This window comes from Roseivirga spongicola, from assembly GCF_001592965.1.
GTDB classification, from domain to species: Bacteria; Bacteroidota; Bacteroidia; order Cytophagales; family Cyclobacteriaceae; genus Roseivirga; species Roseivirga spongicola.
Window position 1 is genome coordinate 519,183 of sequence record NZ_LRPC01000001.1, and the last position, 21,541, is coordinate 540,723.

Sequence of the window (21,541 nt, forward strand, 5' to 3'; positions counted from 1 at the left end):
GCAGATGTTCTTATTTTTGCGCACTATCTTCACACTGACTCAATGAATATTCCGGCCTGGAACTCAACTTATCTGGAACCCATTTTAGCTTTTGCTTTAGTAACCATTGGTTTCAGTGTTTATCACTTCGTGTCTATCTCCGACAAAGTTAAAGCTAAGTACACTGCAAAGTATGGCTCAGAAAGAGGAAATACCAAATTCCTTTGGATGACCCGCTACCTTGGCGCTACCACTATCGGAATTATTCCAGCCATTGTACTGCTGATTATAACAGGAAAAGGCCTAGAAGATTATGGCTTCGCTTTTAAAAATCACACCACCAGTCTAGCGTGGATTGGCGGTTTAGCTTGTATCATCATCCCCATGAATTTCTTCAACTCAAAAAAGGAGAAGAATCTGGCTTTCTACCCAAATGTTCGGGAGAAAGAATGGACTAAAAAGATGGTATTCACCAATGCACTTACCTGGGTATCATACTTATTCGGGTACGAATTAATGTTCAGAGGGCTACTGCTTTTTGCTACAGTTCCTCTTTTAGGTGAATGGCCTGCCATAATTTTAAATGCGGCAATTTATGCCTTGGTACACGTACCTAAAAACCTTGAAGAAACTATTGGAGCCATTCCTCTCGGAGTGGTTTTGTGTTTAATTACCCTTACTACGGGTACCATTTGGGTCGCTTTCTTCGTCCATATAACATTGGCCTTGTCCAACTTCTTCTTCTCGTTGAAGCATCACCCTGAAATGAAAGTCATTTAATGTCGAAAAGAATATTCATTACCGGAGGCACTGGTTTTATTGGCCAGAAACTAGCCAAAAGTTTGGCCAACGAAGGTCACGAAGTAGTCGCCCTCATCAGGTCGAAAAGTAAAGCCAAAGACCTTCAGCATGAAAGAATCTCATTTGTAGAAGGAGACCTTTTCTCTAAAGAAGCTTTGCACGAAGGTATGGAAGGCTGTAATGAAGTATATCACTTGGCGGCTTTTGCCAGCGTTTGGGCCAAAGACGATACCTTCGAGAGAGTTAATATTAATGGGACACTCAACATTCTGGACATTGCTAAAGAAAGGGGGGTAAAGAAAACCTTGGTCACTTCCACTGCTGGAGTAATTGGTCCTGCGGTAGATGGCCCGGTAAATGAAGATACCCCGAGAAAGGTAGATTTCTTTACTCCTTATGAAAGCTCAAAGTACGAGTCTGAGCTAAAGATTAAAGAGTATGTTCAGAATGGCCAGCATGTGGTTATTGTAAACCCAACTAGGGTTTATGGCCCAGGACCATTGAATGTCAGCAACTCTGTCACCAAACTGGTAAAACAGTACATTGAAGGTAAGTGGAAGTTTATTCCTGGCGATGGCATGAGCACAGGAAACTATGTTTATGTTGAAGATGTAATCAACGGACACAAACTGGCCATGCAAAATGGTCGTGCAGGCGAAAGGTATTTACTGGGCGGAGAAGATGCCACCTACTACGAGCTCTTTGATACCATTGCAGAAATTGGAGGAAAGAAACACAAGTTGTACAATATGCCTCTTGGTGCTATGCTTGCCTTTGGAAAGATTCAACTGTTTATGGCAGAGAAGTTTGGCCGTCAGCCAATGATTACTCCAGGTTGGGTAAGAAAGTACAACTACGAATGGAGGGTTTCTAGCGAAAAGGCGAAGAAGGAATTGGGCTACGAAATAACTCCACTTAAAAATGGAATTGAAGAAACTGTAAATTGGCTATTCAAATGAGTAAACCCACATATACCCTAGTTACCGGAGCCAGCAATGGAATAGGTAGAGCCTTTGCCGAAGAATGTGCCGAACGTGGGGACAATGTACTACTCGTAGCCTTGCCCGAGCCAAAGTTAGAAGAAGTAACCAACCAGCTTAGCAGTCAATATCCAGAGCAGTCTTTTCACTTGTTAGGTATTAACCTGATGGATCAAGGTGCTCCACAGCAAATATTGAAATGGTGTAATGATAATGGCTTTACGGTAAATCTGCTGATCAACAATGCTGGCCTAGGCAATTCAGGTCCCTTTGTCAGTAGACCTGCGGAGTTTTATCAAGGACAAATGCAGTTGAATATGGTTTCGTTGGTAGGCCTCACGCATTTGTTTCTTCCTATGATGATGGCTCAAGAAAAAGCCAACATCATTAACGTAGCCAGTATGGCCGCTTTTTATGATATTCCTTTCAAGGGAATTTATTCTGCCAGCAAGAAGTTTGTTCTTTCATTTTCAAGATCGCTGAATAAGGAGTTAGAAGGCTCTTCAGTGAAAATTACCGTGCTCTGCCCAGCTTCTGTGCCAACCAACCCAGATGTAATGCAAAGGGAGAAAGAGCTAGGTTTAATGGCTCGACTTTCTAGCAGAACACCAAAGCAAGTGGCTAGTTACACCTTAGACAAAATGCTGCAAGGCAAGCAAGTAGTTATTCCGGGCTTCTTCCCGAGACTCTATAAAAGAATTGGAACCGTAGTACCTTACAGAACAAGGCTTAATATTCTGGCCAAACAATTCGTGAAAAACAGCAAATAGGAGATTCTTTATAACTAGAGAACCATAAAACAAGAAAGGCCATTCCAATAACTTAGAACGGCCTCTCGGTTTTATTTATAGGTAACTTAGTTGTCTAATAAGTATCTAGAAAAGCTTCTTCCATTTACTTCGGCATATTTGGTGATGATGTCCCAGCGAACATCCATATCTTTCACATCGAAATCACCACGTACCTTAGTGTATTTCATATCCAAAGACCTTTCGAATTTGGCAGCATTAAAGCTGGCACCATCGCGGAATTTAGTGTATTTGAAAATAGCATCTTCATCGAAGCGAGTGCTTGAAAAATCTGCGGCATAGTCGAATTCAGCATATTTGAAGGTTGTTTCTTCATCGAAAGTTGAACCTGCGAAAACCGCATCGCCTTCAAAGTTGGAGTACTTAAACATGGCATCGCGTTTGAATTGACATTTTTCAAACTTCACATCTTTCTCAAAATCTGCAGTGAAGGTGTATTCGGTTCGCTTATCATGGTAATAAGCAATTACATGATCTTCGAAAGTACAGTTAACAAAAGAGACCTTCGATTCTATGCCTTCATTTACGGTGTTGTCTCCACCATCTCTCCACCACCTTCTTTTGGTGGGTAAATCGGGAAGCTTCTCTTCCATAAAAGTGAAATCGAGCACTCCTTGAATGGTAGCATTAGTATAGCTTACTTCTTCGCCCCTCTTTAATGCCTCCATAATTTCTGAGGCTTTAACCACAGTTTGAGCATGGAGTTGACCTGCAAAGAGGCAAAGAAGTAAAGCTAGTGTTGTTGTTTTTAAGAGTTTTTGAATTTGCATGACCTTTAACGTTTTTGGTTTTTTAAAGACTTGCTAACGAGCAAAACGTTACACAAGCACTAGCATAATGATGAAAAAACCGAGTGATAGGTTGCGTAAAGGCATAAAAAAACTGTCTCGCAAAGCTTCCCCATCGTCATCCTGAAATTATATCAGCATCTGTTCTTTGAACTTAGATCCTGAAACTAGTTCAGGGTGACGATTAGTAAAAAGCTTTACAAGACAGTCTTAAGTGTCTGCTATAATTTAAAGAGAAGCTGTTTTTTCTTCCTCTCCTTTGTAGATAATTACTCCAGTTGCCTCAAAAGCCAACTCTTCTTTATCTTCAGTAATAGCTAAAATTTCTTCTTCAGGCTTGCCAGCATCTGCTGCATAGTGCTTCAAAGTTTCAACATCGGTAAGGGTTCTAGTAACAACACCTTCAATAAGGGCTACGTTACCTTCCATTCCTTCTTTAGGCACAAAAAAAGCGTAGTCTTTAAAAGTTACTCTCATCTCCTCACCATTAGGCAGCACCAAATTCATCCAGCAACCCTTCATGGCACAAGTAGCGGTAATTTCTCCTTTTACTTTCACCATTACAGAGTCTGAATCATTCAGTTGAGCCATCATATCGTTAACAGAAATTGCTCCTTCTTCACTAATTTCTGCACCATAAGTACCAACAACATCTGCAGATGCTTCTTTAGTAGCTTCTTCTTTTTTTGCTTGACAAGCCCAAACCGCCATCACCATTAGGGCTGCTAAAAATACTTTCTTCATTTCTTTCAAGTTTTGATGCGAATTTAATAACAAGTTGTATCTCAGACTAAAGAAGGGCAAAATTTCATTAGCACTAGTGACTTTTCCTCAACTCGGCTATCGACTGTTTTAAAAACTCCAAAGCTTCTTCTGGAGTTGCAATGGCAGCTCCTTCTGAAAACATTTCACCATTTCCTCTCATAAGCCATTCGGCTGAAATTTGTTTGCCATCTAACTCTAGCGCTAGTAGTTTTTCAAGCACTGGGCCACTCGGATAACTCATTCTTCCTTTTGGGTTTACTATGTTGAACATAACGGAAGAACTTACCCCTAAACGCTTGGCAAAAGCACTTTCACTATCTCCGAAAGACTTAATAACCTCAGCTATTCGTTTGTTGATTGACATGACAAAGGCAAAATAAAGCGTTTCCAATAAAATTCCTTTACGATCAGTGCCTTACAAACAAGCCGATTGCCAAAGCGTTTGTTATTTTTGCCGTCATCCGATTGAAATGAAAACCAGAGGCCAACAAGTATTTGCGAGTTCACTGATTCTGTTCATCACCTTTTTCAGTATAGAAGTGCCTAAGAGAGCCTTCAGAATGTACGAAAAAAGGGATATTGAAAAGACCGTTGAGGCACTCGATAAGTCGATTGAAAAAGACACCCTCAATCCAGCTGCTTATTACTTATATTCGGTTTTACACACCGATTCGCTCTACCATGGCTACGATGTAGACGAGGCGTTCAGCTACATTACTAGAGCTATTGCTCAGTTTAAATCACTTTCCGATCCAAAGGATTTAGAAGACCTAAAGGATGTGCAAGTTGACTCGGCCAATCTGGAAGTTCAAAAAGATAAGGTTGATGCTCTAAAGTTCGACCTGGTGGCTCAGGTACATACTATTGCTGAATATGAAGCTTTCATTGAAAAACACTCAGATGCCGAGCAAATTCCTCAGGCTCGTGCAGGAATTCACAGCCTAACTTTCAAAGCAGCTCAAGCAGACCATACTTGGCAAGCCTACAAAAACTTTATCGATGCCTTTCCTTCGGCTAAAGAATATAATGAAGCAGATTCACTGTATCAACTTTTGATTTATGAAGAACGAACAGAAGACGGAACGCTGGCTTCTTACCAGTCGTTTTTAGATGAGTTTCCAGGTACTCCTTACCGAGATGAAATTATTCCTGAAATATTCAAAATAAGGACCGCCACTAACAGAATAGCAGATTACGAGGCATTCTTAAAGGAGTATCCTTCAGAAGAATTTCAGCAAATAGCGTATAAAAGAATTTACCATGTTTTTAAAGAGAAATACGGAACAGATGAATTTTTGAAATACTTCCCTTCTCTGAATTGGAACGATTCTATCAGAAATGTTCAACAGTTAGAAAAAGACTATTGGGTACCCAAACTTACGGACAACACCATTGAGTTTGTTAACTCCAACGGTACTTCTATGCTGAAAACCAAGCTTACAACGGTGCCTCAAAACTGTCTTTGTGAGCCTACTATTGCAGACTTTGTTGTAGGAAGCTATTTCGAAGAAAGCGCTATTATCAGTAGAGACGGGCACTTACTTTATTCTGGAAATTTCGCAAATGCCAGAGATGCGGGTTTCGGCTTCATCATTTTAGAAGCGGAAGATGGGGAGCGCCTATTCCATAAATCGGGAGAGATGATTATTAACGAGCGCAAAGAGGCCATTGAAGTACTGAATGAATCGATGATCAGAACTGCAAAAAATGGATTTTTTGGATTGGAAAGCATTAATGGACTGCGTTATCTAGAGAATGAGTTTACCTTAATAGACACATTGGGCCGCTTTCTTTGGCTAGAAAAGGAAGACGGAATTGCACTAGTGTCTCCAGAGGTACTTTTTCCGGCATTAGATGGCCAAACTCCTCCTATTGAGTTTGCTTATGATGAGGTAGAATTGCTCGGAAATGGTAGAATCTGGGTAAGCCGAAACGGCCAAGAAGCTATACTAGATGATGAACTCAGAATGGTTATTCCCTTTGGGCAACATCAGATTTATGAAGAAGCTTATGGTTGGCTGTTGAAGGAAAAAGGTAAGTTTAGAGTACTTCACGATCGATATCCAGAATTAAGCGGCAAAACCTTCTCCCAAGTAAAAAGCAACCAGCAATGGCTGGCTTTACAAGAGGAAGAAAAGTGGACGCTATATGACCAACTCGGTTCGTCATCCATTCAGCAAGAAATTGATTCTGTAGCCACTCTTGGCGAAAATATGGTAATGCTACAAGTTGGCAACAAGCTATTGGCACAGTTCAAAAATGGCAAACAGCTAACCATGGAAAAAGACTGGAGCTACAAGCTCTTAATACCTCAGTCATATGTAAAAACAGGAGAGCCAGCAGTCCATGATTATTTCATGTTGAGCAATTTCAAAAACTATAGAAAGGTGTATAACGAGTTTGGCAGAGAAATTCTTTCGGCCACCTTCAATGAGGTAGTGGCTCTTGAAGATAATATGCTACGTCTTCAGAAAAGAAATGCCGCACTAGCCGATAGCACAGGCCACTATTTGCTCAACTTTGTTTATGATGGTATTGGCTCCAACGAAGATGGCTATGTAAGCACCCTAGATAAAGGAAAGTTTGGGGTTATTAACCCAGCCAAGCAGATTAATATTCCACCTGTATATGAAAAGCTAATAGAGCCGTACACTGATACCGTAATGGTGGCGGTAAAAGACAAGTACAAAGGCTTTATTAATACCAAAAACAAGGCTTTAACCGCTTTTGAGTTTGACGAGGTGGCCTATTTCAACGATTCCATTGCTTTAGTAAGAATTGAAGACGAGTGGTTACTTGAAAACATCAAAAATGAAGACATACTCTACGAGCGAATTACCGATTGGGAAATTATTGAAGTAGGAGAAGAAGACAAGACCTTATTCATTACCACAGAGACAGGACAAGGTATTTATAGTGAATCTATGGGCCAGATTATTGAACCTACTTACACTTACATTAGAGTGCTTGGCACTCCTAAGGACCCTATCTATTTTGCTGTAAAACTAGTGGCCGAAGCCAATATCTATGTAGTTATTTACTACGACAAAAAAGGTAATAAACTTTTTACACAAAGCTTCAGGCAAGAGGAGTATTTTAAAATAGCTTGCCCAGCAAATTGAATTAGAACATGACGCGTTTTTTACTTAGTATTTTTTCGCTTGCAATAGCTTTCAACTTGCAAGCCCAAACAGAGAAACCAAAACTGATAGTTGGTATTGTTGTAGACCAAATGAAGCAAGAATACGTTTGGCGATTCTACAATCACTTTGAAGAAGGTGGCTTCAAAAGGCTAATTGAAGGTGGCTTTATGGCCAAAAACGGGCACTATAACTACGCCTCTACCAGCACTGGCCCGGGCCACGCATCTATCTACACCGGCACTACGCCTTCTGTTCATGGCATTGTGAACAACAACTGGTATAGCCGAAAGCTAAAGAGAAGTGTTTATTGTGCCGAAGACACTAGTGTAAGAGCGGTAGGCGGATTTAACCGAAGCGGACTTATTTCACCAGCCAACCTGTATAGCTCAACCATTACCGATGAGCTTAAAATGGCTACTCAACAGCGTGGAAAAGTAATTGCTATGTCCATAAAAGACCGCGGTTCTGCCTTGCCGGGCGGCCACCTATCTGACGGGTCTTACTGGTATGATAGCCGCACAGGTAACTTCATGACTTCTACTTACTACATGGAAGACCTGCCAAATTGGGTGAAGACTTTTAATGAGCAGAAAAATCCAGATAAGTACCTAAGCCAAACATGGAACACCATTAAGCCTATTGAGTCATATGTAGAAAGCGGTGACGATAACTCGAAATATGAAGGTGGGTTTAAGGGGAAAGATACCCCAACCTTCCCTTACGATCTGGCCAAGCTAAAAGATGAAAATGGAGGTTTTGGAATGCTACCAAGCACTCCTTTTGGAAACAGCATCTTAACAGATTTGGCATTAGAAGCTGTGAAGAATGAAGATTTGGGTGGTGATGAAATTACAGATTTTTTAGCGGTAAGCTACTCTAGCACTGACTACATCGGCCATAACTTCGGGCCACAATCTAAAGAGGTTCAAGACACTTATGTGAGGCTAGACAAAGAAATTAAGCGCTTGCTAGATGCCTTAGATGCAAAGCTTGGCAAAGGAAACTACACCGTGTTTGTTAGTGCCGACCACGCAGTGGCAGAAAATAGTGTTCGCATGAAAGACTTAGGCTTTAGAGCAGATAATATTAGTACAAGAGATATTGGCACTTATGTGGAAGAACAACTGAACCAAAAGTTCGGAGAGGCTAAGTGGATTGAAGCTCGTGGAACAGACATATTCCTTAACCATGATGTTGTTGCTGATCAGGGTAAGGATCTTTATGAATTACAACTATTTGTAAGCCAAAAAGCCATGGAATTCCCTGGTGTTTATTTAGCACTTACCGCAACCGATTTGGCCAGAAATAGCTACAGCGAAAAGATGAGGTCTTTGATGCAAAAAGGCTATCATCCAAAAGAGTCTGGAGACGTGAAGTTAATCTTCGATCCGGCTTGGCAGAGCGGAGGTTCAAAAGGAACTGGCCATGGCAACCCATGGAATTACGACACTCACATTCCGGTGATTTTCTATGGCTGGGGTATTAGCGAAGGCACTCAGTCAGTTCGAGAAATTCATATCACAGATATTGCACCAACCATTAGCATGCTCATGAATATGCGTTTGCCAAATGGTGCTACTGGTCAGCCAGTTTTTGAAGCATTAAAGTAATTACTTAGCTAAGGAGGGGCTTTAGCCTCTCCCTAGTTTCATAATCCATCTGCGCAATTTTCTCAAGGTTGTGATTCTTAAAGAAGTGCTCCCTAACTTCCAATAGTTCATCGTATGGCCCTCTAGCCGCCATTATCTTTACAATTACTGGTGAACACTCCAACATTATGAACAGGGCGATAATGAAGATATTAGCAAAATAGATTGCTCTATTTTCTAAAGAAATCTGCCGTAAAGCTTCTAACTGAGCAGCCATTCCGTCCCAAGGGTTTCTTTTGATTGCGCTCAGCTCTGTAGCTTTCTGCTTGTTGAGGTCGGCTAGTTCCATCTGGAGCCTTTCAATCTGCGGCTGATTATTCTGCATTGAGGCATTCAACTCTGCCTGAGCCTGATCAGCATCGGCCTTTTTGATCTGATAAATAGGGCCAGCATTACGTTTCATAGAACCTCCAGTACCATCGGCCTCTTGCCTAGCTATTGTGGCCAATTCATCGCGCTTAGTCCGCTTGGCCTCAATGTCCGCATTCAAGGCTGCAATCTGTCCTTGTAAAAGCTGAGTTTGATCAATAAACCGTTGGTCTATTGAAGCAATCTCTCTTTGATAAATGTCCTCTTCTAACAATACAAGCTTCCTGTCTATCTCTTTCGAAAAGATTTTAAGTTCTAGCGGTTTAGATATCACAATGGCTAACATAACGGCCAAAAGAATTCGTGGAGAAGCCATCAGCAACTCTTGCCCCTTACCCTTTCTAGACTTCTTCATGGTTGAAACAATGAATCGGTCTAGGTTGAAAATAATGCAACCCCAGAGTAAACCGAAAGCCGCAGACCACCATGCATTTTCGAAAATTGTATAGAAGGCATAACCACCCGAAAGGGCTGCTAAAATACCTGTAAAGAAAACCGTAGCACCAATTCCTGTGAATTTAGAAGCTTCGGTAGGGCAACGTTTTAATAGGGAAATATTGGCTCCTGAGCAGAACCAAAAGAATTGCTTAACAGTATTCATAGTTTGAGTTTTTTTTGACCTAGTGACTGCAATAACGTAATAACGATTGATATGTTGTAATATTTAGTACCTTATTATACAAGGTAGTGATTTACCACAGATTGGCTATTGAGGGAATCGAACATATAAATAAGGAAAAGCAGGTATCTTCTACCTAAGCCCGTGTTGATCTATGAGGTAAATAACAGCAGCCATAGATGCTGCTCCTAACTCCAATTCTCTTTGGTTTACAGCTTCAAAGTTATCTATTGGAGTATGATGGTATTTGAAATAACGTTGGCTATCAGGAATAAAACCAATAGTTGGTACATCTTGTGTTCTAAGTGGGCTAATATCTGCTCCGCCCCCGCCTCTTTTGAATTGAAACAATCCGTATGGTTCGAATAAAGGAGCCCAACTCAATAATTTATCTTGCTCTACCTGAGTACCGGTAATTCCAAAACCAATAGGTAAAAAACCACCCCTATCAGATTCCATAGCCGCAATATGGTTTTCACCGTTTTTAGCCGCCAGCTCAGCATATTTTCTACCACCGCGCAGTCCGTTTTCTTCATTCATGAACATAACTGCACGAACCGTTCTTTTTGGCTTATAATCTAAGGCTTTAAAAAGTCTGAGCACCTCAATAGACTGTACACAGCCCGCGCCATCGTCATGAGCACCTTCAGACAAGTCCCATGAATCTAAATGACCACCAACGGCTATAATTTCATCGGGGTGTGTTGAACCTTTAATTTCGCCCACAACATTATACGATAGAACATCTTCTAGCATTTGAGCATGTGTCTCAAAGTAAAATTGAAGCTTTGGGTCATCTTTTAACAAATCGCTCAAGAAGTCAGCGTCTTTTGCTGTAATGGCCACTGCCGGAATTTTAGGAACATTCAGTCCATAATTAGTGCTGCCGGTGTGTAGCACATCATCTCTAAATGAGCTTAAAGAACGAACCACTACTCCAATGGCTCCATACTTAGCGGCTTCGGTTGGGCCACTTCCCCTTTGATTTGAAGCTCCACTGTAGGCAGAAAAAGTATCCATCAGCTTAGCATCCATAGGCCGATTGAAGAATACAATTTTGCCTTTAATTTTCTCTTCGCCTAACTCTGCCAACTGCTGAAAGTCTTGCACCTCTACCAATTCTGCAACAGTTCCACCTGGACCAGTCCCCACAGCATTGCCAAGAGATGTAACTGCTATTTCCTTTGAACCGAGCTTTCTAGAGTTGACAATTCTACCAATCTCTACTTCGCCTCTTACCCAATGAGGAACCATAACAGGTTGTAGGTATACGGTATCGAAACCATAAGACAGCATTTGCTGCCTGCTCCATTCAACTGCGGCTGCAGCTTGTGGAGAACCACTCAGTCTACCACCAATATTTTTGGTGAGGTAGCGAAGCATCTCATAGCTCTCGCCTCGTTCTAAGGCTTCGTCATAAATTTTTCTGATGTAAGCAGCATCTTTATCCTGACTAAACACTGTAAATGACACTAAGAGTAGCAGGCTAAGGATGATGGTCTTTTTCATGATAATGTGTTAATCTACAATTTCTGCGTCATGAAGAATGTACATGAGCTTCATTGGGTCTTCTGCGTTAATTTCTAGTTTTCCGCGTACCGTAATTCTCTTTTCAGTGAACCTGTACTTCCCTTTAGAAAATACTTCGGCCACCGTTTCTGGCCCTGCGCCTCCACAGAAAAAGCAGTTAGCAAAAGGGAGGGAAGACAGAACAAAGTAAGTTTCGCCTTGAAGTTCTTCTAAGGGAATCATCCAGCCCTTCAACTCAATGGTTTTTCCATTTAACTTTTTTACCTCTTCACTAAAGGTGGGATAATCTACTTCAAAGTTTAGGGTTTCATCGAATCGTTTTTCAATCTCAACTTTGGATAAGGTATTCCAAGTATTCTCTCCGTTTTGGGAGAATGCCATTGAGCTTGAAAAAACCAGAAGTATAAGTATTATTCTTTTGAGCATTACTTAATTAAATCGAGCATTCTATTGAACCTAAGGCGCTGGAAGAAGCCAGCATTAGGGTCTGTTCTATCTACAGACCAGAAGATGAATAGTGGCTTACCCACAATATGATCGTATGGCACAAAGCCCCAAGATCTAGAGTCCAGAGAATTATGCCTGTTGTCTCCAATCATGAAGTAATAACCTTGCTTAAAGGTATAAGAAGTAATATTTTCTCCTTCAATAGAGACCTCGTAGCCGTTAATAACTACATCTTCGTTGTGTTCATATTGCTGAATTACCTCGCCATAAAGCGCTACATTTTCAGGAGTGAGTTCGATAGTCATTCCTTCTTCAGGCATTACCAATGGCCCAAAGAAATCTCTACTCCAACTGAAAAGCTGATCGTGAGGAAAAACTTCAAACATGGATTCCGAACCACTTTCATAAACAATTTCTTCAACATTTTGAACGAATGGCAACTGCTCTAAAGCCTGAGCTTTTTCTGGAGTGGTGTGTATTTTGAAGCCAAATTTGCCATTGTACTCTCTAGAAATGGCGTTAGTAGCATAAGTATCGTAAGGGTTCTCATCCTCATAATCAGTAATACCTATTTCTCTCAAATACCTTTGATGAACACCTTTATCTGCCTCTACAAAATAGCTTGTTAAACTCTTTGGCGGATTTTCAACCGCTTCACCATTAATGTATACTTGCTTATTTCTGATTTCAAAAGTGTCTCCAGGAATAGCCAAGCAACGTTTTACGTAGAAGGTTTTCATATCGGTTGGAAAACCCTGCTTATAATCTGGCGGATAATTAAACACCACAGGTTCGCCTCTTCTTGGCTTTCTCAGCCCTGGCAGCCTGTAAGATGGTAGCTGCACAATATCTGTGTAAGACGGTACCTCTTTTCCGAAAAGCTTAATGCCCCAAAACGTTTGGTGCGCTAAAGGAAATTGGATGGGGGTCTGAGGGGTTCTGGCTCCATAATGAAACTTACTCACAAAAAGGTGATCTCCAATGAGCATTGAGTTTTCCATTGAGCCTGTGGGTATGGCAAAGGCCTCCACAAAAAGTCCACGGATTATGGTTACTGCTATAAGCGCAAAAAGTATATCGTTTAGTAGTTCTCGAAAGAAACCTTTTTTCTGTTTCGGCTTTTTCTCCTCCTTATTCTTTCTCTTCAGAAAATCGAGCATGATTCTAGGTATAAATAGTCGGCTTTAAAGGTATTATTAATTTGTGAAAAATTGGTGTTTCAAATTCTCCGATCCCTTCAATACGGCTTAAATACTGATGAGGTTCCCGTATATCTGTTAGGCGGTTTCTGAATTTGACGAGCCTTCACTTAATTTGTGGCTCAGAGCAGTACTATGATTATCATTGACAATCTCTCTTTCGGATATTCAGACCATAAGATTCTTTCAATACCTCATTTTGAGGTAAAAGAGTCGCAACACCTTATGGTGTTAGGTTCTTCAGGAAGTGGAAAAACCACACTATTGCACATTCTTGGCGGGCTGCTAGCTCCCAAGCAAGGCAAAGTAACTATAGGTGAAACAGATATATACAGCCTGTCTGGTTCTCAAAGGGACAAGTATAGAGGGCAAAACATTGGCTTGGTTTTTCAAAAAGCACACTTAATCAGTGCGTTGTCCGTTCAAGACAACCTACTTCTGGCTCAATACTTGGCCGGCATGGTGCAAGACAAAGGAAGAGTAAAAGAAGTACTGAGTGAACTTGGATTGGGAGAAAAAATCAAAAAAAGCGTTCGCGAATTAAGCCAAGGTGAGCAACAACGGGTAACCATTGCAAGAGCATTATTGAATAGGCCAAGAGTAATTTTAGCAGATGAACCTACTGCCAGCCTTGATGATAAAAACGCTCAGAAAGTTATTCAGCTACTCCAATCTCAGGCAGAGCAATACAAAGCATCTCTATTAATTGCCACACATGATCAGCGTGTGAAAGATCAGTTTGAACTTCAACTTAACCTAGCTACCGCATGAACCTCCTATCATTAAGTTGGAATTATATTAAAGCCAGGCCACTAAACATGGTGCTCAACATGTTATTGATGGGCTTGGGTATTGCCATCATTCTGGTGCTCATTTTACTAAGCTCCCAATTAGAAGATAATCTGGCTAAGAATAAAAAAGGAGTAGATTTGGTTGTTGGAGCCAAAGGAAGCCCACTTCAATTAATACTTGCCAATGTCTACCATATAGACTTCCCTACAGGCAACATAAAGCTTCAAGAGGCCAAAGACCTCACAAGGAACAGGCTGATAGCCTCGGCCATACCATTGGCATTAGGAGATAACTACAGGGGCTATCGAATTGTGGGAACAAACCACGATTACGTAAAGCTATTTGATGCAGCTGTGGACGAAGGTGAGTTATGGAAAAACAACTTAGACGCTGTTGTAGGGTCTAATGTGGCTCAATCTTTAGGCTTAAAGGTTGGAGATACATTTTTCGGAGCTCACGGTCTTTCCGTTGCCGACATGGAACATGAAGAAATGTCTTACCGCATTGTGGGCATTTTGGAAGAAAACAATAGTGTTATTGATAAGCTCATTCTCACCAATATTGAGAGTGTCTGGGCTGTTCATGACCACGATGAAGAGCATCACGAAGAACACAGCGAACCTCAACTGGGATCTGCTTATGAAACGGGATTTCCTGAAGGCGATGAAGATGCCGAAATCACCTCTATGCTTATAAAGTTCCGCTCTCCAATGGGAGCAGTGACTTTACCTAGAATGATTAATGCGGACACCAACATGCAGGCTGCCTCACCAGCATTCGAAACACAGCGTTTGTTCTCCTTACTTGGAATTGGCGTAGACCTGCTGAAAGCATTTGCTGTAATCATTATTATCATTGCTGGCTTGAGCATATTCATTTCACTATATAATGCACTAAAAGACAGAAAATACGACCTTGCCATTATGCGTTCTTTAGGCGCATCTAAAACAAAACTCTTCTTTCACGTAGTATTAGAGGGAGTAATTATAACCGTGCTCGGAGGGTTATTGGGTTTCTTAATAGGCCACGGACTAACAGAGTTCTTAGCTGGTCTTTATGAGAAATCTGATGAAATTGGGTTAACAGGCCTAATTTTTGTCAAACAAGAGCTGGCAGTGATGTTAATTAGTGTGGGCATAGGAATAATAGCCTCTCTGATTCCTGCAATCAATGCATACAAGACAGATATTTCAGAAGTATTAGCAAAAGAATAAGATGAAAAAAATATTAATCATTTTGATGTTCATAACGGCCACTGGTTTTGTTCAAGCTCAAAATCCTGATGAAAAAGATGGAGTGAAAATGAGGGGGATTCAGGTTTGGAGAACATTGGCCGATGTTAAATACGAAATTCAAAAAGACGAATACGGTGATTTGTATGTACCTGTATTCGGAGAAAAAATAGAAGACCTAAGAGACCAAGTGGTTGAGGTTGAAGGCTACATTATTCCATCTGACTATACTTTTGTTTACGATTACCTAATTCTTTCCTTATTGCCAATTTCAGAATGTTTCTTCTGTGGTTCAGGAGGTCCAGAAACCGTAATGGAAGTTCACCTTAAAGAGGGAGAAAAGTATAAGTACAACACCAAGAGATTGAAGTTTAGAGGTAAACTTAAACTCAATGCAGACAACCCAGACAAGCTAATGTATCAGCTGGTAGATGGTGAGTTCTTGGGCCTATCTGACGATAGCTACTAAGCTCTTATTCTGTAACTTTTATAACTCTAATCAAGAGAGAGCTGCTTAACTTAGTGGCAAAATTCAATGTTATGAAGAAGCTCTCTTTACTCCTATTCGTACTTACTTTATTCGTTTCTTGTGGAAGCGGTTTTGATGCTGAAGCCGAAAAGAATAAAATCTTTGATATACATGATGAAGTGATGCCGAAGATGGGTGAGCTAATGAGCTTAAAGCGGAAAGTCATTGAAAAAGCCTCTGAGGTGAACGCTGAAAATGCTTCTGAGCTACAAAATATTGCGCAAGAATTAGACGAGGCCTCGGAAGGAATGATGAGCTGGATGCGCGACTGGAGCAAAAATTCTCAACAGTACATGGAGATGAAAAACGGTACGGAAGCTCAAAAGGAGTACCTAGCAGCTGAAATGGAAAGAGTAATCGATGTAAAAGAAGCAATTAACACCTCTATGGCCAAAGCCAAAGAGGCTTTGAAGTAATTTTATCTTAAGGCAAATGCAATTCGCAATTCCAGAAAGGTATCAACCTCTTGACCTCTGCTCTTAGCAGGAATCCAATCTGGTGAAAGACTAACTACTCTCATCGCCTCATACCCTAATGAACGCGCTGGACTCCTAACTAACTCAGGTGCTATAACATAGCCTTCTCTGGTGATGACAAATTTTACAAAAACATCGCCTTGATGCCCCATTCGTTTGGCTTCTCTTGGATAACGAAGTGTGTATTTAAGGTGATTTAGCCAACCCTGCTGTCCCCCTTCAAAGGATGGGAGAGAGTCTACTAGTGGATTCCCCTCTGAATCTTTTGCTTCAAGCGGATCGATAATCTCTAGCTCTCGAGAACTTACCTCGTTGTCCATGCTATAAACTGTTATCTCCTTGGGCTCACCTTCATCATCAAAATTGACCCAAACACCATTCTTTTTTCCATTTGAAAAACTGCCTTCCAACTCAGGAATGCCTTCGTTTGAATAGAGAAAGTAGGGGCCTGTTTGAATTTCTTTTTCAAAAAAAGAAACTTCAAGTAACTGTCCATTTTGACTGTATCTATTACAACTTCCAATCTTTCGACCTCTTCTATCAACTTCACAAAATTCAACTGAAGTATAGCCAGAATTTGACTCAGTAAGAACCTCAGACCCCTCATAAAAGGTGCTGTCAATTCTAACTCTCTGTCCGTAGACTGAAACTGAAATAGCAAGGAAGATAAATAGGAGTGTGTTCTTAAGCATAGCCAATTATAAAGAGCTAACAGGCCTATAGCAAATTGAACAATGGTTTTATTTCTTAATCAACTCAGGGTCTACTCCACCGAATTCATTTCCCCATGAGTTGGTGATATAAGTTAAAATCTCTAGTACCTCGGTCTGATTCAATTTTGGGTTAGCTGGCATAGGCTGATTATACTCAACCCCATTAACTTGTATTGGCCCCTTCATACCATTAAGGATAATTCCAGCAGCTCTGGGAATGTCACTCAACAAGTAATCCGAATTCTTTAAAGGAGGAATGAGCCTACCTAAACCCTCACCATTTTCTGCGTGGCAATTCGCGCAATACTGAGTATAAAGCTTCTTGCCATTGGTGAAGTACTTAATCTCGGTATCTGATAAGCGCTCTTGGGTTTTTGCCCCCTCAGACTTTTCTCCAGTGCAAGAAACAAAGAGAGATAAAAAGGGGATAGCCATGAGGCCAATAAAATTCAGCTTCAAGCTTCTAGCTTTACTCGTCATATGCCTTCAATAGTTTCGGAATATCACTCATTAGTGCTGTCACTTGCTTAGGATCGGTTCCATCGTACATACCGCGAATTCTTCTTTGGCCATCAACTAGAATAAAAGCACCACTGTGAATATACCCACCAGGAGCATCTTTATCTTCTCCAACAGGAACCAAGTAACCTGAGCCACTTCCTATTTCATAAATCTCGTCTTTATTACCTGTCAGAAAATGCCAAGTCTTATTGTCTGGCACCCCGAGTCTTTCAGAGAAATCTTTCAGGTAAGCTACGGTGTCATGGTCTGGGTCTATGGTATGAGACAGAATAGCAAAGTTAGGATTGTCTTTAAACTCTTCATAAACCCTCAGCATTTGCTGCTTCATTACAGGGCAAATAGTTGGGCAAGTTCCGAAGAAGAAATCGGCTACATAGATTTTATTGTCAACTGTAGCCTCTGTTACAAGGGCGCTATCCTGATCTACAAATTGAAAGCTAGGAATGGTATGGTATATGGTATCTACCTTTCCACCAACCTCTTTGTAGTCGGTTCTGCCTAAAATAGGTAATTGTTGACCTGATGAACCTTTACCACATCCGTTTAGCACAGCTGCAAATACAACTAATGCTGAAATCACTTGAAGAGTAATCTTTTTCATTCTTTTCTCTCTCTAATTTTTTTGTATGCCTGAACGGCTATCATCAATACAACTGTTACACCCACAAAACCAAGTGTGCCTTTTATCCAGTCTAGCTGGTTTTTTAGAACTATTAAAAACACCACCGAGATAAGAATAATGGTGGCCACTTCATTAAAAATTCTGAGTCTTATAGAACTTAGCCTTGCTACACCTTGCTGCAATTCCTTATAAATCTTGTGGCAATACAGTTGATATACATACAGCAACACTACAAAACTGAGCTTAATGTGCATAAAGGGCAGCTTGAGCATATCTGGATATTGGATTATCATAGTTGTGCCCAGAATCAGTGTGATAATTGCCGATGGCCAAGCGATAATGAGCCAAAGCTTTTTGGCCATAAGAGCCAACTGCTTACTTAGAATAGAGCGTTCTGGTTCAGGTTTTTCCAGTGCCTCTGTCTGATAAACAAAGAGTCTAACGATGTAAAAAAGCCCTGCAAACCAGGTAACTATAAAAATGATATGCAGTGACTTGATGTACAAGTTGGCCATGAGACAAAGGTAATAACCGATTGGTTAATTAGGCATTTTGTTGATTTGAAAATTCCCTACCCAAACAAAGTACCTGTTTGGCCAGGCTTCTTCAGTTTAAGGTGATCATAGGCCAAATGAGTGGCTTCCCTTCCTCTAGAAGTTCTCTTCAGAAATCCTTCTTGAATTAGAAACGGCTCATAAACCTCTTCGATGGTTTCTGCTTCTTCGCCCACAGCAGTGGCAATGGTTGAAATACCAACTGGCCCACCCTTAAACTTCTCGATAATGGTAGTAAGAATACGGTTATCCATATCGTCCAAACCATGAGAATCCACATCTAGCGCGTTCAACGCCATTTCGCTTATCTCTTTCGTGATTCTTCCAGTTCCCTTTATTTGAGCAAAATCGCGGGTTCTTCTGAGTAAGTTGTTGGCAATACGAGGGGTTCCCCTACTCCTTCTAGCTATTTCATAAGCGGCCTCCTCGTCTACCGGAGTATTCAGAATATCGCAAGAGCGAAGCACAATGCTGGTCAGTAACTTTGAGTCGTAATATTCCAACCTAGCATTTATTCCGAAACGAGCCCTCAAAGGAGAAGTCAACAAACCAGAACGAGTAGTTGCACCAACCAAAGTGAATGGATTCAGCCCGATCTGCACAGTTCTGGCATTCGGCCCAGAATCCAACATGATGTCGATTTTATAATCTTCCATGGCTGAATAGAGGTACTCTTCCACAATTGGGTTAAGCCTGTGAATTTCATCGATGAAAAGCACATCGCCTTCATCAAGGTTGGTCAGAAGACCAGCCAGATCGCTAGGCTTATCTAAAACAGGACCAGAGGTAGTTTTAATCTCGGCACCAAGCTCGTTGGCGATAATATTGGAGAGCGTAGTTTTCCCGAGTCCAGGAGGGCCATGCAGTAACACATGGTCTAAAGGCTCCGACCTTTGCTTGGCAGCCAACACAAATATTTTGATGTTCTCAATGATTTTATCTTGTCCAGTAAAATCATCGAAAGAAAGTGGGCGTAAAGCCTTTTCTATGTCTTTTTCAGACGAGCTATAGTCGTCTGCATTAGGATCAAGATAATCTTCCCTCATTCAGCAGAAATTCATTCAAAAGATAATCAACCTTAGGCACATTACAGAAATGTAACAGAAAAGTAGCACCCTCGGCTTTCAATTCAATTATCTTTGCCAAAAATAAGGGAATGGACAGGAATAAGCGCTCAAGGATCTACTTAATTGTATTGCTCATTGCAATTTTTGTGGTGTATACCTATCGCGAAAATCAACCCAAAGAGGTTTTAATTCAAGGCACTACTATGGGCACAATTGCCTATAACATTAAATACCTCGACAAAAAGCAGCGAAACTTTAAAATGCAGTTCGATTCTCTGCTCAAAGACTTCAATCAGGCGCTTTCTACCTACATTCCTTCATCGGAGATTTCAACTTTAAATAATGCTGGCCGAGTTGAATTTGAGCTACCTTATTTCCACGAAGTGTTAGAAGCCAGCAATAAAGTGCATAAGGAAACAAATGGGGCTTTTGACCCAACTATTGGACAATTAATTGATGCATGGGGCTTTGGTGATGGTAAACTAATTGCTCCAGATTCTGCTCAAGTAGACTCTTTGCTTGGCTTTGTTGGGCTAGACAAAATCTCTTACAATTCTGAATATGCTGCTTTAGATATTCCTGGTGTGAAACTGAACTTTTCTGCCATTGCTAAAGGGCAAGCCATAGATGTAATTGCCAACTGGCTTACTAAGCAGGGCATGGAAAATTTTATGGTTGAAATTGGTGGAGAAGTAAGAACTAGAGGCAAAAATATTGATGGTGAATTCTGGACTATTGGTATTGAGGTTCCTGATGAAAAGCGAATTGGTGGCTTGTTCGATGCCTTACATTTGGAAAACCAAGGAATGGCTACTTCTGGCAATTACCGAAATTTCCGAGTCTTGGAAGATGGCCGAAAAGTAGCTCACACAATAGACCCTTCTACAGGCTATCCAAAAATGCAGACTTTACTTAGCGCTACAGTTCTTGCCCCTTCTTGTATGCTAGCCGATGCTTATGCTACTGCCTGTATGGTGCTTGGTAAAGAAAAAAGCATTGAACTGATAGAAGCCGACCCTACCCTTGAGTGCTATTTGATATTCGCAGATGAAAATGGCGAAACTACTACCTACCTCTCTTCTGGACTAAAAGGGAAGACGGTAAAAACAGAAAATGGCGAATAACTGAACTATTTAGTCCAGAAATGGATTTTATTCTCATCTTTGCAATCCTGTTGCAGATGCAAAATTTGAGAATTGTTAATTAAAGCTATTTTACTTTTTCTGGCTGTTGCATTGCCGGCTCTTGTTATCATTAAGAGTTCAGGCTTTTCTACTAAGCGCCTTCAGCTCTTTTTGGTTTTTGCTGGTGCTTATCTATTTGCAATGACCATCATTCACCTTATTCCAGATCTTTTCTATTCTAAAGAAGATCCGTTTAGTCTTGGGCTTTATATACTATTGGGGTTTTTCTTACAGAAAATCATAGAGAATTTCACCAGTGGTGTAGAACACGGACACGTACATCAGCATGCCAACTTCTCAGTTACTTACCTATTGATAGCCCTAAGCCTTCACTCTTTTTTAGAAGGAAGCATTCTTACCGATTCTTTACACTCACACCATGTAACAGATGCAGAGCACGCTCAAAGCAGCTCTCCGAAGATATTGCTTGGCATAATAATGCATAAAATTCCAGCGGCAATAGCGCTTATGGCCCTTCTGCTTTATAAAATGTCTAGTAAAGCCAAAGCTTATATGCTTATTCTAGTCTTTGCGCTAGCTTCGCCTTTAGGACTATTTACTGGTGAGTTTCTTAGTAACGGGCATGTTCTTCCAGAAAAGTACATGATTATATTTTTTGCAGTAGTTGCTGGTAGTTTTCTGCAAATCTCTACAACCATTTTTATAGAAACAGATCCCAATCACAAGCTCAATTGGCAAAGATTCGGGGTATCAGTATTTGGCGCGATGTCTGCGGTTTTAGCTCAGGTACTTATCTGAAACTGTGTTGCGT

General features: G+C 40.8%; 23 protein-coding genes. 11 read left to right on the plus strand and 12 right to left on the minus strand.

Annotated elements, in window-relative coordinates:
* Positions 1-42: 42 nt before the first annotated feature.
* From AWW68_RS02320 to AWW68_RS02330, 3 genes are read left to right on the plus strand one after another with little or no spacing between them, the layout of a single operon-like run.
* A complete protein-coding gene (locus AWW68_RS02320; RefSeq protein WP_068216174.1) occupies positions 43-759 on the plus strand; it encodes a CPBP family intramembrane glutamic endopeptidase in 717 nt (238 codons plus the stop codon).
* Positions 759-1,739 (plus strand): SDR family oxidoreductase, encoded by a 981-nt coding sequence (locus AWW68_RS02325; RefSeq protein ID WP_068216175.1) that lies wholly within the window; start codon positions 759-761, stop codon positions 1,737-1,739. Before AWW68_RS02320 ends, AWW68_RS02325 begins: the two co-directional genes overlap by 1 nt.
* The gene (locus AWW68_RS02330) at positions 1,736-2,530 is read left to right on the plus strand and encodes an SDR family NAD(P)-dependent oxidoreductase (protein ID WP_068216177.1); all 795 of its coding nucleotides are present in this window, start codon (positions 1,736-1,738) and stop codon (positions 2,528-2,530) included. The genes AWW68_RS02325 and AWW68_RS02330 overlap by 4 nt, the downstream gene beginning before the upstream one ends.
* Positions 2,531-2,616: 86 nt before the next feature.
* On the opposite strand, the gene AWW68_RS02335 is transcribed toward AWW68_RS02330, so the two are convergent.
* From AWW68_RS02335 to AWW68_RS02345, 3 genes are all read right to left on the minus strand, one after another.
* Entirely contained in the window at positions 2,617-3,339 is a 723-nt protein-coding gene (locus AWW68_RS02335; protein WP_068216179.1) for a pentapeptide repeat-containing protein, read from the minus strand.
* Between the two features lie 246 nt (positions 3,340-3,585).
* The gene (locus tag AWW68_RS02340) at positions 3,586-4,101 is read right to left on the minus strand and encodes a DUF4920 domain-containing protein (protein ID WP_068216181.1); all 516 of its coding nucleotides are present in this window, start codon (positions 4,099-4,101) and stop codon (positions 3,586-3,588) included.
* A gap of 73 nt (positions 4,102-4,174) precedes the next feature.
* Positions 4,175-4,486, minus strand: a complete 312-nt coding sequence (locus tag AWW68_RS02345) for a hypothetical protein (RefSeq protein ID WP_068216183.1) — start codon at positions 4,484-4,486, stop codon at positions 4,175-4,177.
* A 106-nt stretch (positions 4,487-4,592) separates the two neighbouring features.
* Here AWW68_RS02345 and AWW68_RS02350 point away from each other — a divergent pair, with 106 nt between their 5' ends.
* Complete coding sequence (locus AWW68_RS02350) at positions 4,593-7,244, plus strand: WG repeat-containing protein (protein WP_068216185.1); 2,652 nt, start codon at positions 4,593-4,595, stop codon at positions 7,242-7,244.
* An 8-nt stretch (positions 7,245-7,252) separates the two neighbouring features.
* Positions 7,253-8,875 carry an alkaline phosphatase PafA gene (gene pafA, locus AWW68_RS02355; protein ID WP_068216187.1) on the plus strand — a complete coding sequence of 541 codons (1,623 nt, stop codon included), beginning with the start codon at positions 7,253-7,255 and terminating at the stop codon, positions 8,873-8,875.
* A gap of 4 nt (positions 8,876-8,879) precedes the next feature.
* On the opposite strand, the gene AWW68_RS02360 is transcribed toward pafA, so the two are convergent.
* The 4 genes from AWW68_RS02360 to lepB all read right to left on the minus strand — a co-directional run bounded on the left by AWW68_RS02360 (position 8,880) and on the right by lepB (position 13,039).
* Positions 8,880-9,884, minus strand: a complete 1,005-nt coding sequence (locus tag AWW68_RS02360) for a DUF4407 domain-containing protein (RefSeq protein WP_068216189.1) — start codon at positions 9,882-9,884, stop codon at positions 8,880-8,882.
* Between the two features lie 150 nt (positions 9,885-10,034).
* Entirely contained in the window at positions 10,035-11,411 is a 1,377-nt protein-coding gene (locus AWW68_RS02365) for a M28 family peptidase (protein ID WP_185101182.1), read from the minus strand.
* Between the two features lie 9 nt (positions 11,412-11,420).
* Positions 11,421-11,858, minus strand: coding sequence for a hypothetical protein (locus AWW68_RS02370; RefSeq protein WP_068216193.1), 438 nt, complete (start codon positions 11,856-11,858; stop codon positions 11,421-11,423).
* Complete coding sequence (gene lepB / locus AWW68_RS02375; RefSeq protein ID WP_068216195.1) at positions 11,858-13,039, minus strand: signal peptidase I; 1,182 nt, start codon at positions 13,037-13,039, stop codon at positions 11,858-11,860. The genes AWW68_RS02370 and lepB overlap by 1 nt, the downstream gene beginning before the upstream one ends.
* Before the next feature lie 174 nt (positions 13,040-13,213).
* Between lepB and AWW68_RS02380 the strand changes: the two genes are divergently transcribed.
* The 4 genes from AWW68_RS02380 (at position 13,214) to AWW68_RS02395 (ending at position 16,047) form a co-directional block, all read left to right on the plus strand.
* The gene (locus tag AWW68_RS02380) at positions 13,214-13,849 is read left to right on the plus strand and encodes an ABC transporter ATP-binding protein (RefSeq protein ID WP_068216197.1); all 636 of its coding nucleotides are present in this window, start codon (positions 13,214-13,216) and stop codon (positions 13,847-13,849) included.
* Positions 13,846-15,084: an ABC transporter permease gene (locus tag AWW68_RS02385; RefSeq protein WP_068216199.1), complete on the plus strand. Its 1,239-nt coding sequence runs from the start codon at positions 13,846-13,848 to the stop codon at positions 15,082-15,084. Before AWW68_RS02380 ends, AWW68_RS02385 begins: the two co-directional genes overlap by 4 nt.
* A 1-nt stretch (position 15,085) precedes the next feature.
* A complete protein-coding gene (locus AWW68_RS02390; protein ID WP_068216201.1) occupies positions 15,086-15,571 on the plus strand; it encodes a hypothetical protein in 486 nt (161 codons plus the stop codon).
* 71 nt (positions 15,572-15,642) lie between these two features.
* The gene (locus AWW68_RS02395; protein ID WP_157717495.1) at positions 15,643-16,047 is read left to right on the plus strand and encodes a hypothetical protein; all 405 of its coding nucleotides are present in this window, start codon (positions 15,643-15,645) and stop codon (positions 16,045-16,047) included.
* 2 nt (positions 16,048-16,049) lie between these two features.
* On the opposite strand, the gene AWW68_RS02400 is transcribed toward AWW68_RS02395, so the two are convergent.
* From AWW68_RS02400 to ruvB, 5 genes are read right to left on the minus strand one after another with little or no spacing between them, the layout of a single operon-like run.
* Positions 16,050-16,799: an energy transducer TonB gene (locus tag AWW68_RS02400; RefSeq protein WP_068216205.1), complete on the minus strand. Its 750-nt coding sequence runs from the start codon at positions 16,797-16,799 to the stop codon at positions 16,050-16,052.
* 48 nt (positions 16,800-16,847) lie between these two features.
* Positions 16,848-17,279, minus strand: a complete 432-nt coding sequence (locus AWW68_RS02405; protein WP_245660195.1) for a c-type cytochrome — start codon at positions 17,277-17,279, stop codon at positions 16,848-16,850.
* Between the two features lie 10 nt (positions 17,280-17,289).
* Positions 17,290-17,943 carry an SCO family protein gene (locus AWW68_RS02410; protein ID WP_068216207.1) on the minus strand — a complete coding sequence of 218 codons (654 nt, stop codon included), beginning with the start codon at positions 17,941-17,943 and terminating at the stop codon, positions 17,290-17,292.
* Positions 17,940-18,479 carry a CopD family protein gene (locus AWW68_RS02415; RefSeq protein ID WP_068216209.1) on the minus strand — a complete coding sequence of 180 codons (540 nt, stop codon included), beginning with the start codon at positions 18,477-18,479 and terminating at the stop codon, positions 17,940-17,942. The genes AWW68_RS02410 and AWW68_RS02415 overlap by 4 nt, the downstream gene beginning before the upstream one ends.
* A gap of 56 nt (positions 18,480-18,535) precedes the next feature.
* Entirely contained in the window at positions 18,536-19,564 is a 1,029-nt protein-coding gene (gene ruvB / locus AWW68_RS02420) for a Holliday junction branch migration DNA helicase RuvB (RefSeq protein ID WP_068216211.1), read from the minus strand.
* A gap of 110 nt (positions 19,565-19,674) precedes the next feature.
* Between ruvB and AWW68_RS02425 the strand changes: the two genes are divergently transcribed.
* Together AWW68_RS02425 and AWW68_RS02430 are read left to right on the plus strand one after the other, a co-directional pair.
* Positions 19,675-20,709: an FAD:protein FMN transferase gene (locus tag AWW68_RS02425; RefSeq protein ID WP_068216213.1), complete on the plus strand. Its 1,035-nt coding sequence runs from the start codon at positions 19,675-19,677 to the stop codon at positions 20,707-20,709.
* A gap of 72 nt (positions 20,710-20,781) precedes the next feature.
* Entirely contained in the window at positions 20,782-21,528 is a 747-nt protein-coding gene (locus AWW68_RS02430) for a ZIP family metal transporter (protein ID WP_068216215.1), read from the plus strand.
* Positions 21,529-21,541: the final 13 nt, after the last annotated feature.

What these genes read in the sequence shown, in the direction of transcription:
- AWW68_RS02320 (WP_068216174.1), top strand. Translation starts at nt 43, where the DNA reads ATGAATATTCCGGCCTGGAACTCAACTTATCTGGAACCCATTTTAGCT.
- AWW68_RS02325 (WP_068216175.1), top strand. Translation starts at nt 759, where the DNA reads ATGTCGAAAAGAATATTCATTACCGGAGGCACTGGTTTTATTGGCCAG.
- AWW68_RS02330 (WP_068216177.1), top strand. Translation starts at nt 1,736, where the DNA reads ATGAGTAAACCCACATATACCCTAGTTACCGGAGCCAGCAATGGAATA.
- AWW68_RS02335 (WP_068216179.1), bottom strand. Translation starts at nt 3,339, where the DNA reads ATGCAAATTCAAAAACTCTTAAAAACAACAACACTAGCTTTACTTCTT.
- AWW68_RS02340 (WP_068216181.1), bottom strand. Translation starts at nt 4,101, where the DNA reads ATGAAGAAAGTATTTTTAGCAGCCCTAATGGTGATGGCGGTTTGGGCT.
- AWW68_RS02345 (WP_068216183.1), bottom strand. Translation starts at nt 4,486, where the DNA reads ATGTCAATCAACAAACGAATAGCTGAGGTTATTAAGTCTTTCGGAGAT.
- AWW68_RS02350 (WP_068216185.1), top strand. Translation starts at nt 4,593, where the DNA reads ATGAAAACCAGAGGCCAACAAGTATTTGCGAGTTCACTGATTCTGTTC.
- pafA (WP_068216187.1), top strand. Translation starts at nt 7,253, where the DNA reads ATGACGCGTTTTTTACTTAGTATTTTTTCGCTTGCAATAGCTTTCAAC.
- AWW68_RS02360 (WP_068216189.1), bottom strand. Translation starts at nt 9,884, where the DNA reads ATGAATACTGTTAAGCAATTCTTTTGGTTCTGCTCAGGAGCCAATATT.
- AWW68_RS02365 (WP_185101182.1), bottom strand. Translation starts at nt 11,411, where the DNA reads ATGAAAAAGACCATCATCCTTAGCCTGCTACTCTTAGTGTCATTTACA.
- AWW68_RS02370 (WP_068216193.1), bottom strand. Translation starts at nt 11,858, where the DNA reads ATGCTCAAAAGAATAATACTTATACTTCTGGTTTTTTCAAGCTCAATG.
- lepB (WP_068216195.1), bottom strand. Translation starts at nt 13,039, where the DNA reads ATGCTCGATTTTCTGAAGAGAAAGAATAAGGAGGAGAAAAAGCCGAAA.
- AWW68_RS02380 (WP_068216197.1), top strand. Translation starts at nt 13,214, where the DNA reads ATGATTATCATTGACAATCTCTCTTTCGGATATTCAGACCATAAGATT.
- AWW68_RS02385 (WP_068216199.1), top strand. Translation starts at nt 13,846, where the DNA reads ATGAACCTCCTATCATTAAGTTGGAATTATATTAAAGCCAGGCCACTA.
- AWW68_RS02390 (WP_068216201.1), top strand. Translation starts at nt 15,086, where the DNA reads ATGAAAAAAATATTAATCATTTTGATGTTCATAACGGCCACTGGTTTT.
- AWW68_RS02395 (WP_157717495.1), top strand. Translation starts at nt 15,643, where the DNA reads ATGAAGAAGCTCTCTTTACTCCTATTCGTACTTACTTTATTCGTTTCT.
- AWW68_RS02400 (WP_068216205.1), bottom strand. Translation starts at nt 16,799, where the DNA reads ATGCTTAAGAACACACTCCTATTTATCTTCCTTGCTATTTCAGTTTCA.
- AWW68_RS02410 (WP_068216207.1), bottom strand. Translation starts at nt 17,943, where the DNA reads ATGAAAAAGATTACTCTTCAAGTGATTTCAGCATTAGTTGTATTTGCA.
- AWW68_RS02415 (WP_068216209.1), bottom strand. Translation starts at nt 18,479, where the DNA reads ATGGCCAACTTGTACATCAAGTCACTGCATATCATTTTTATAGTTACC.
- ruvB (WP_068216211.1), bottom strand. Translation starts at nt 19,564, where the DNA reads ATGAGGGAAGATTATCTTGATCCTAATGCAGACGACTATAGCTCGTCT.
- AWW68_RS02425 (WP_068216213.1), top strand. Translation starts at nt 19,675, where the DNA reads ATGGACAGGAATAAGCGCTCAAGGATCTACTTAATTGTATTGCTCATT.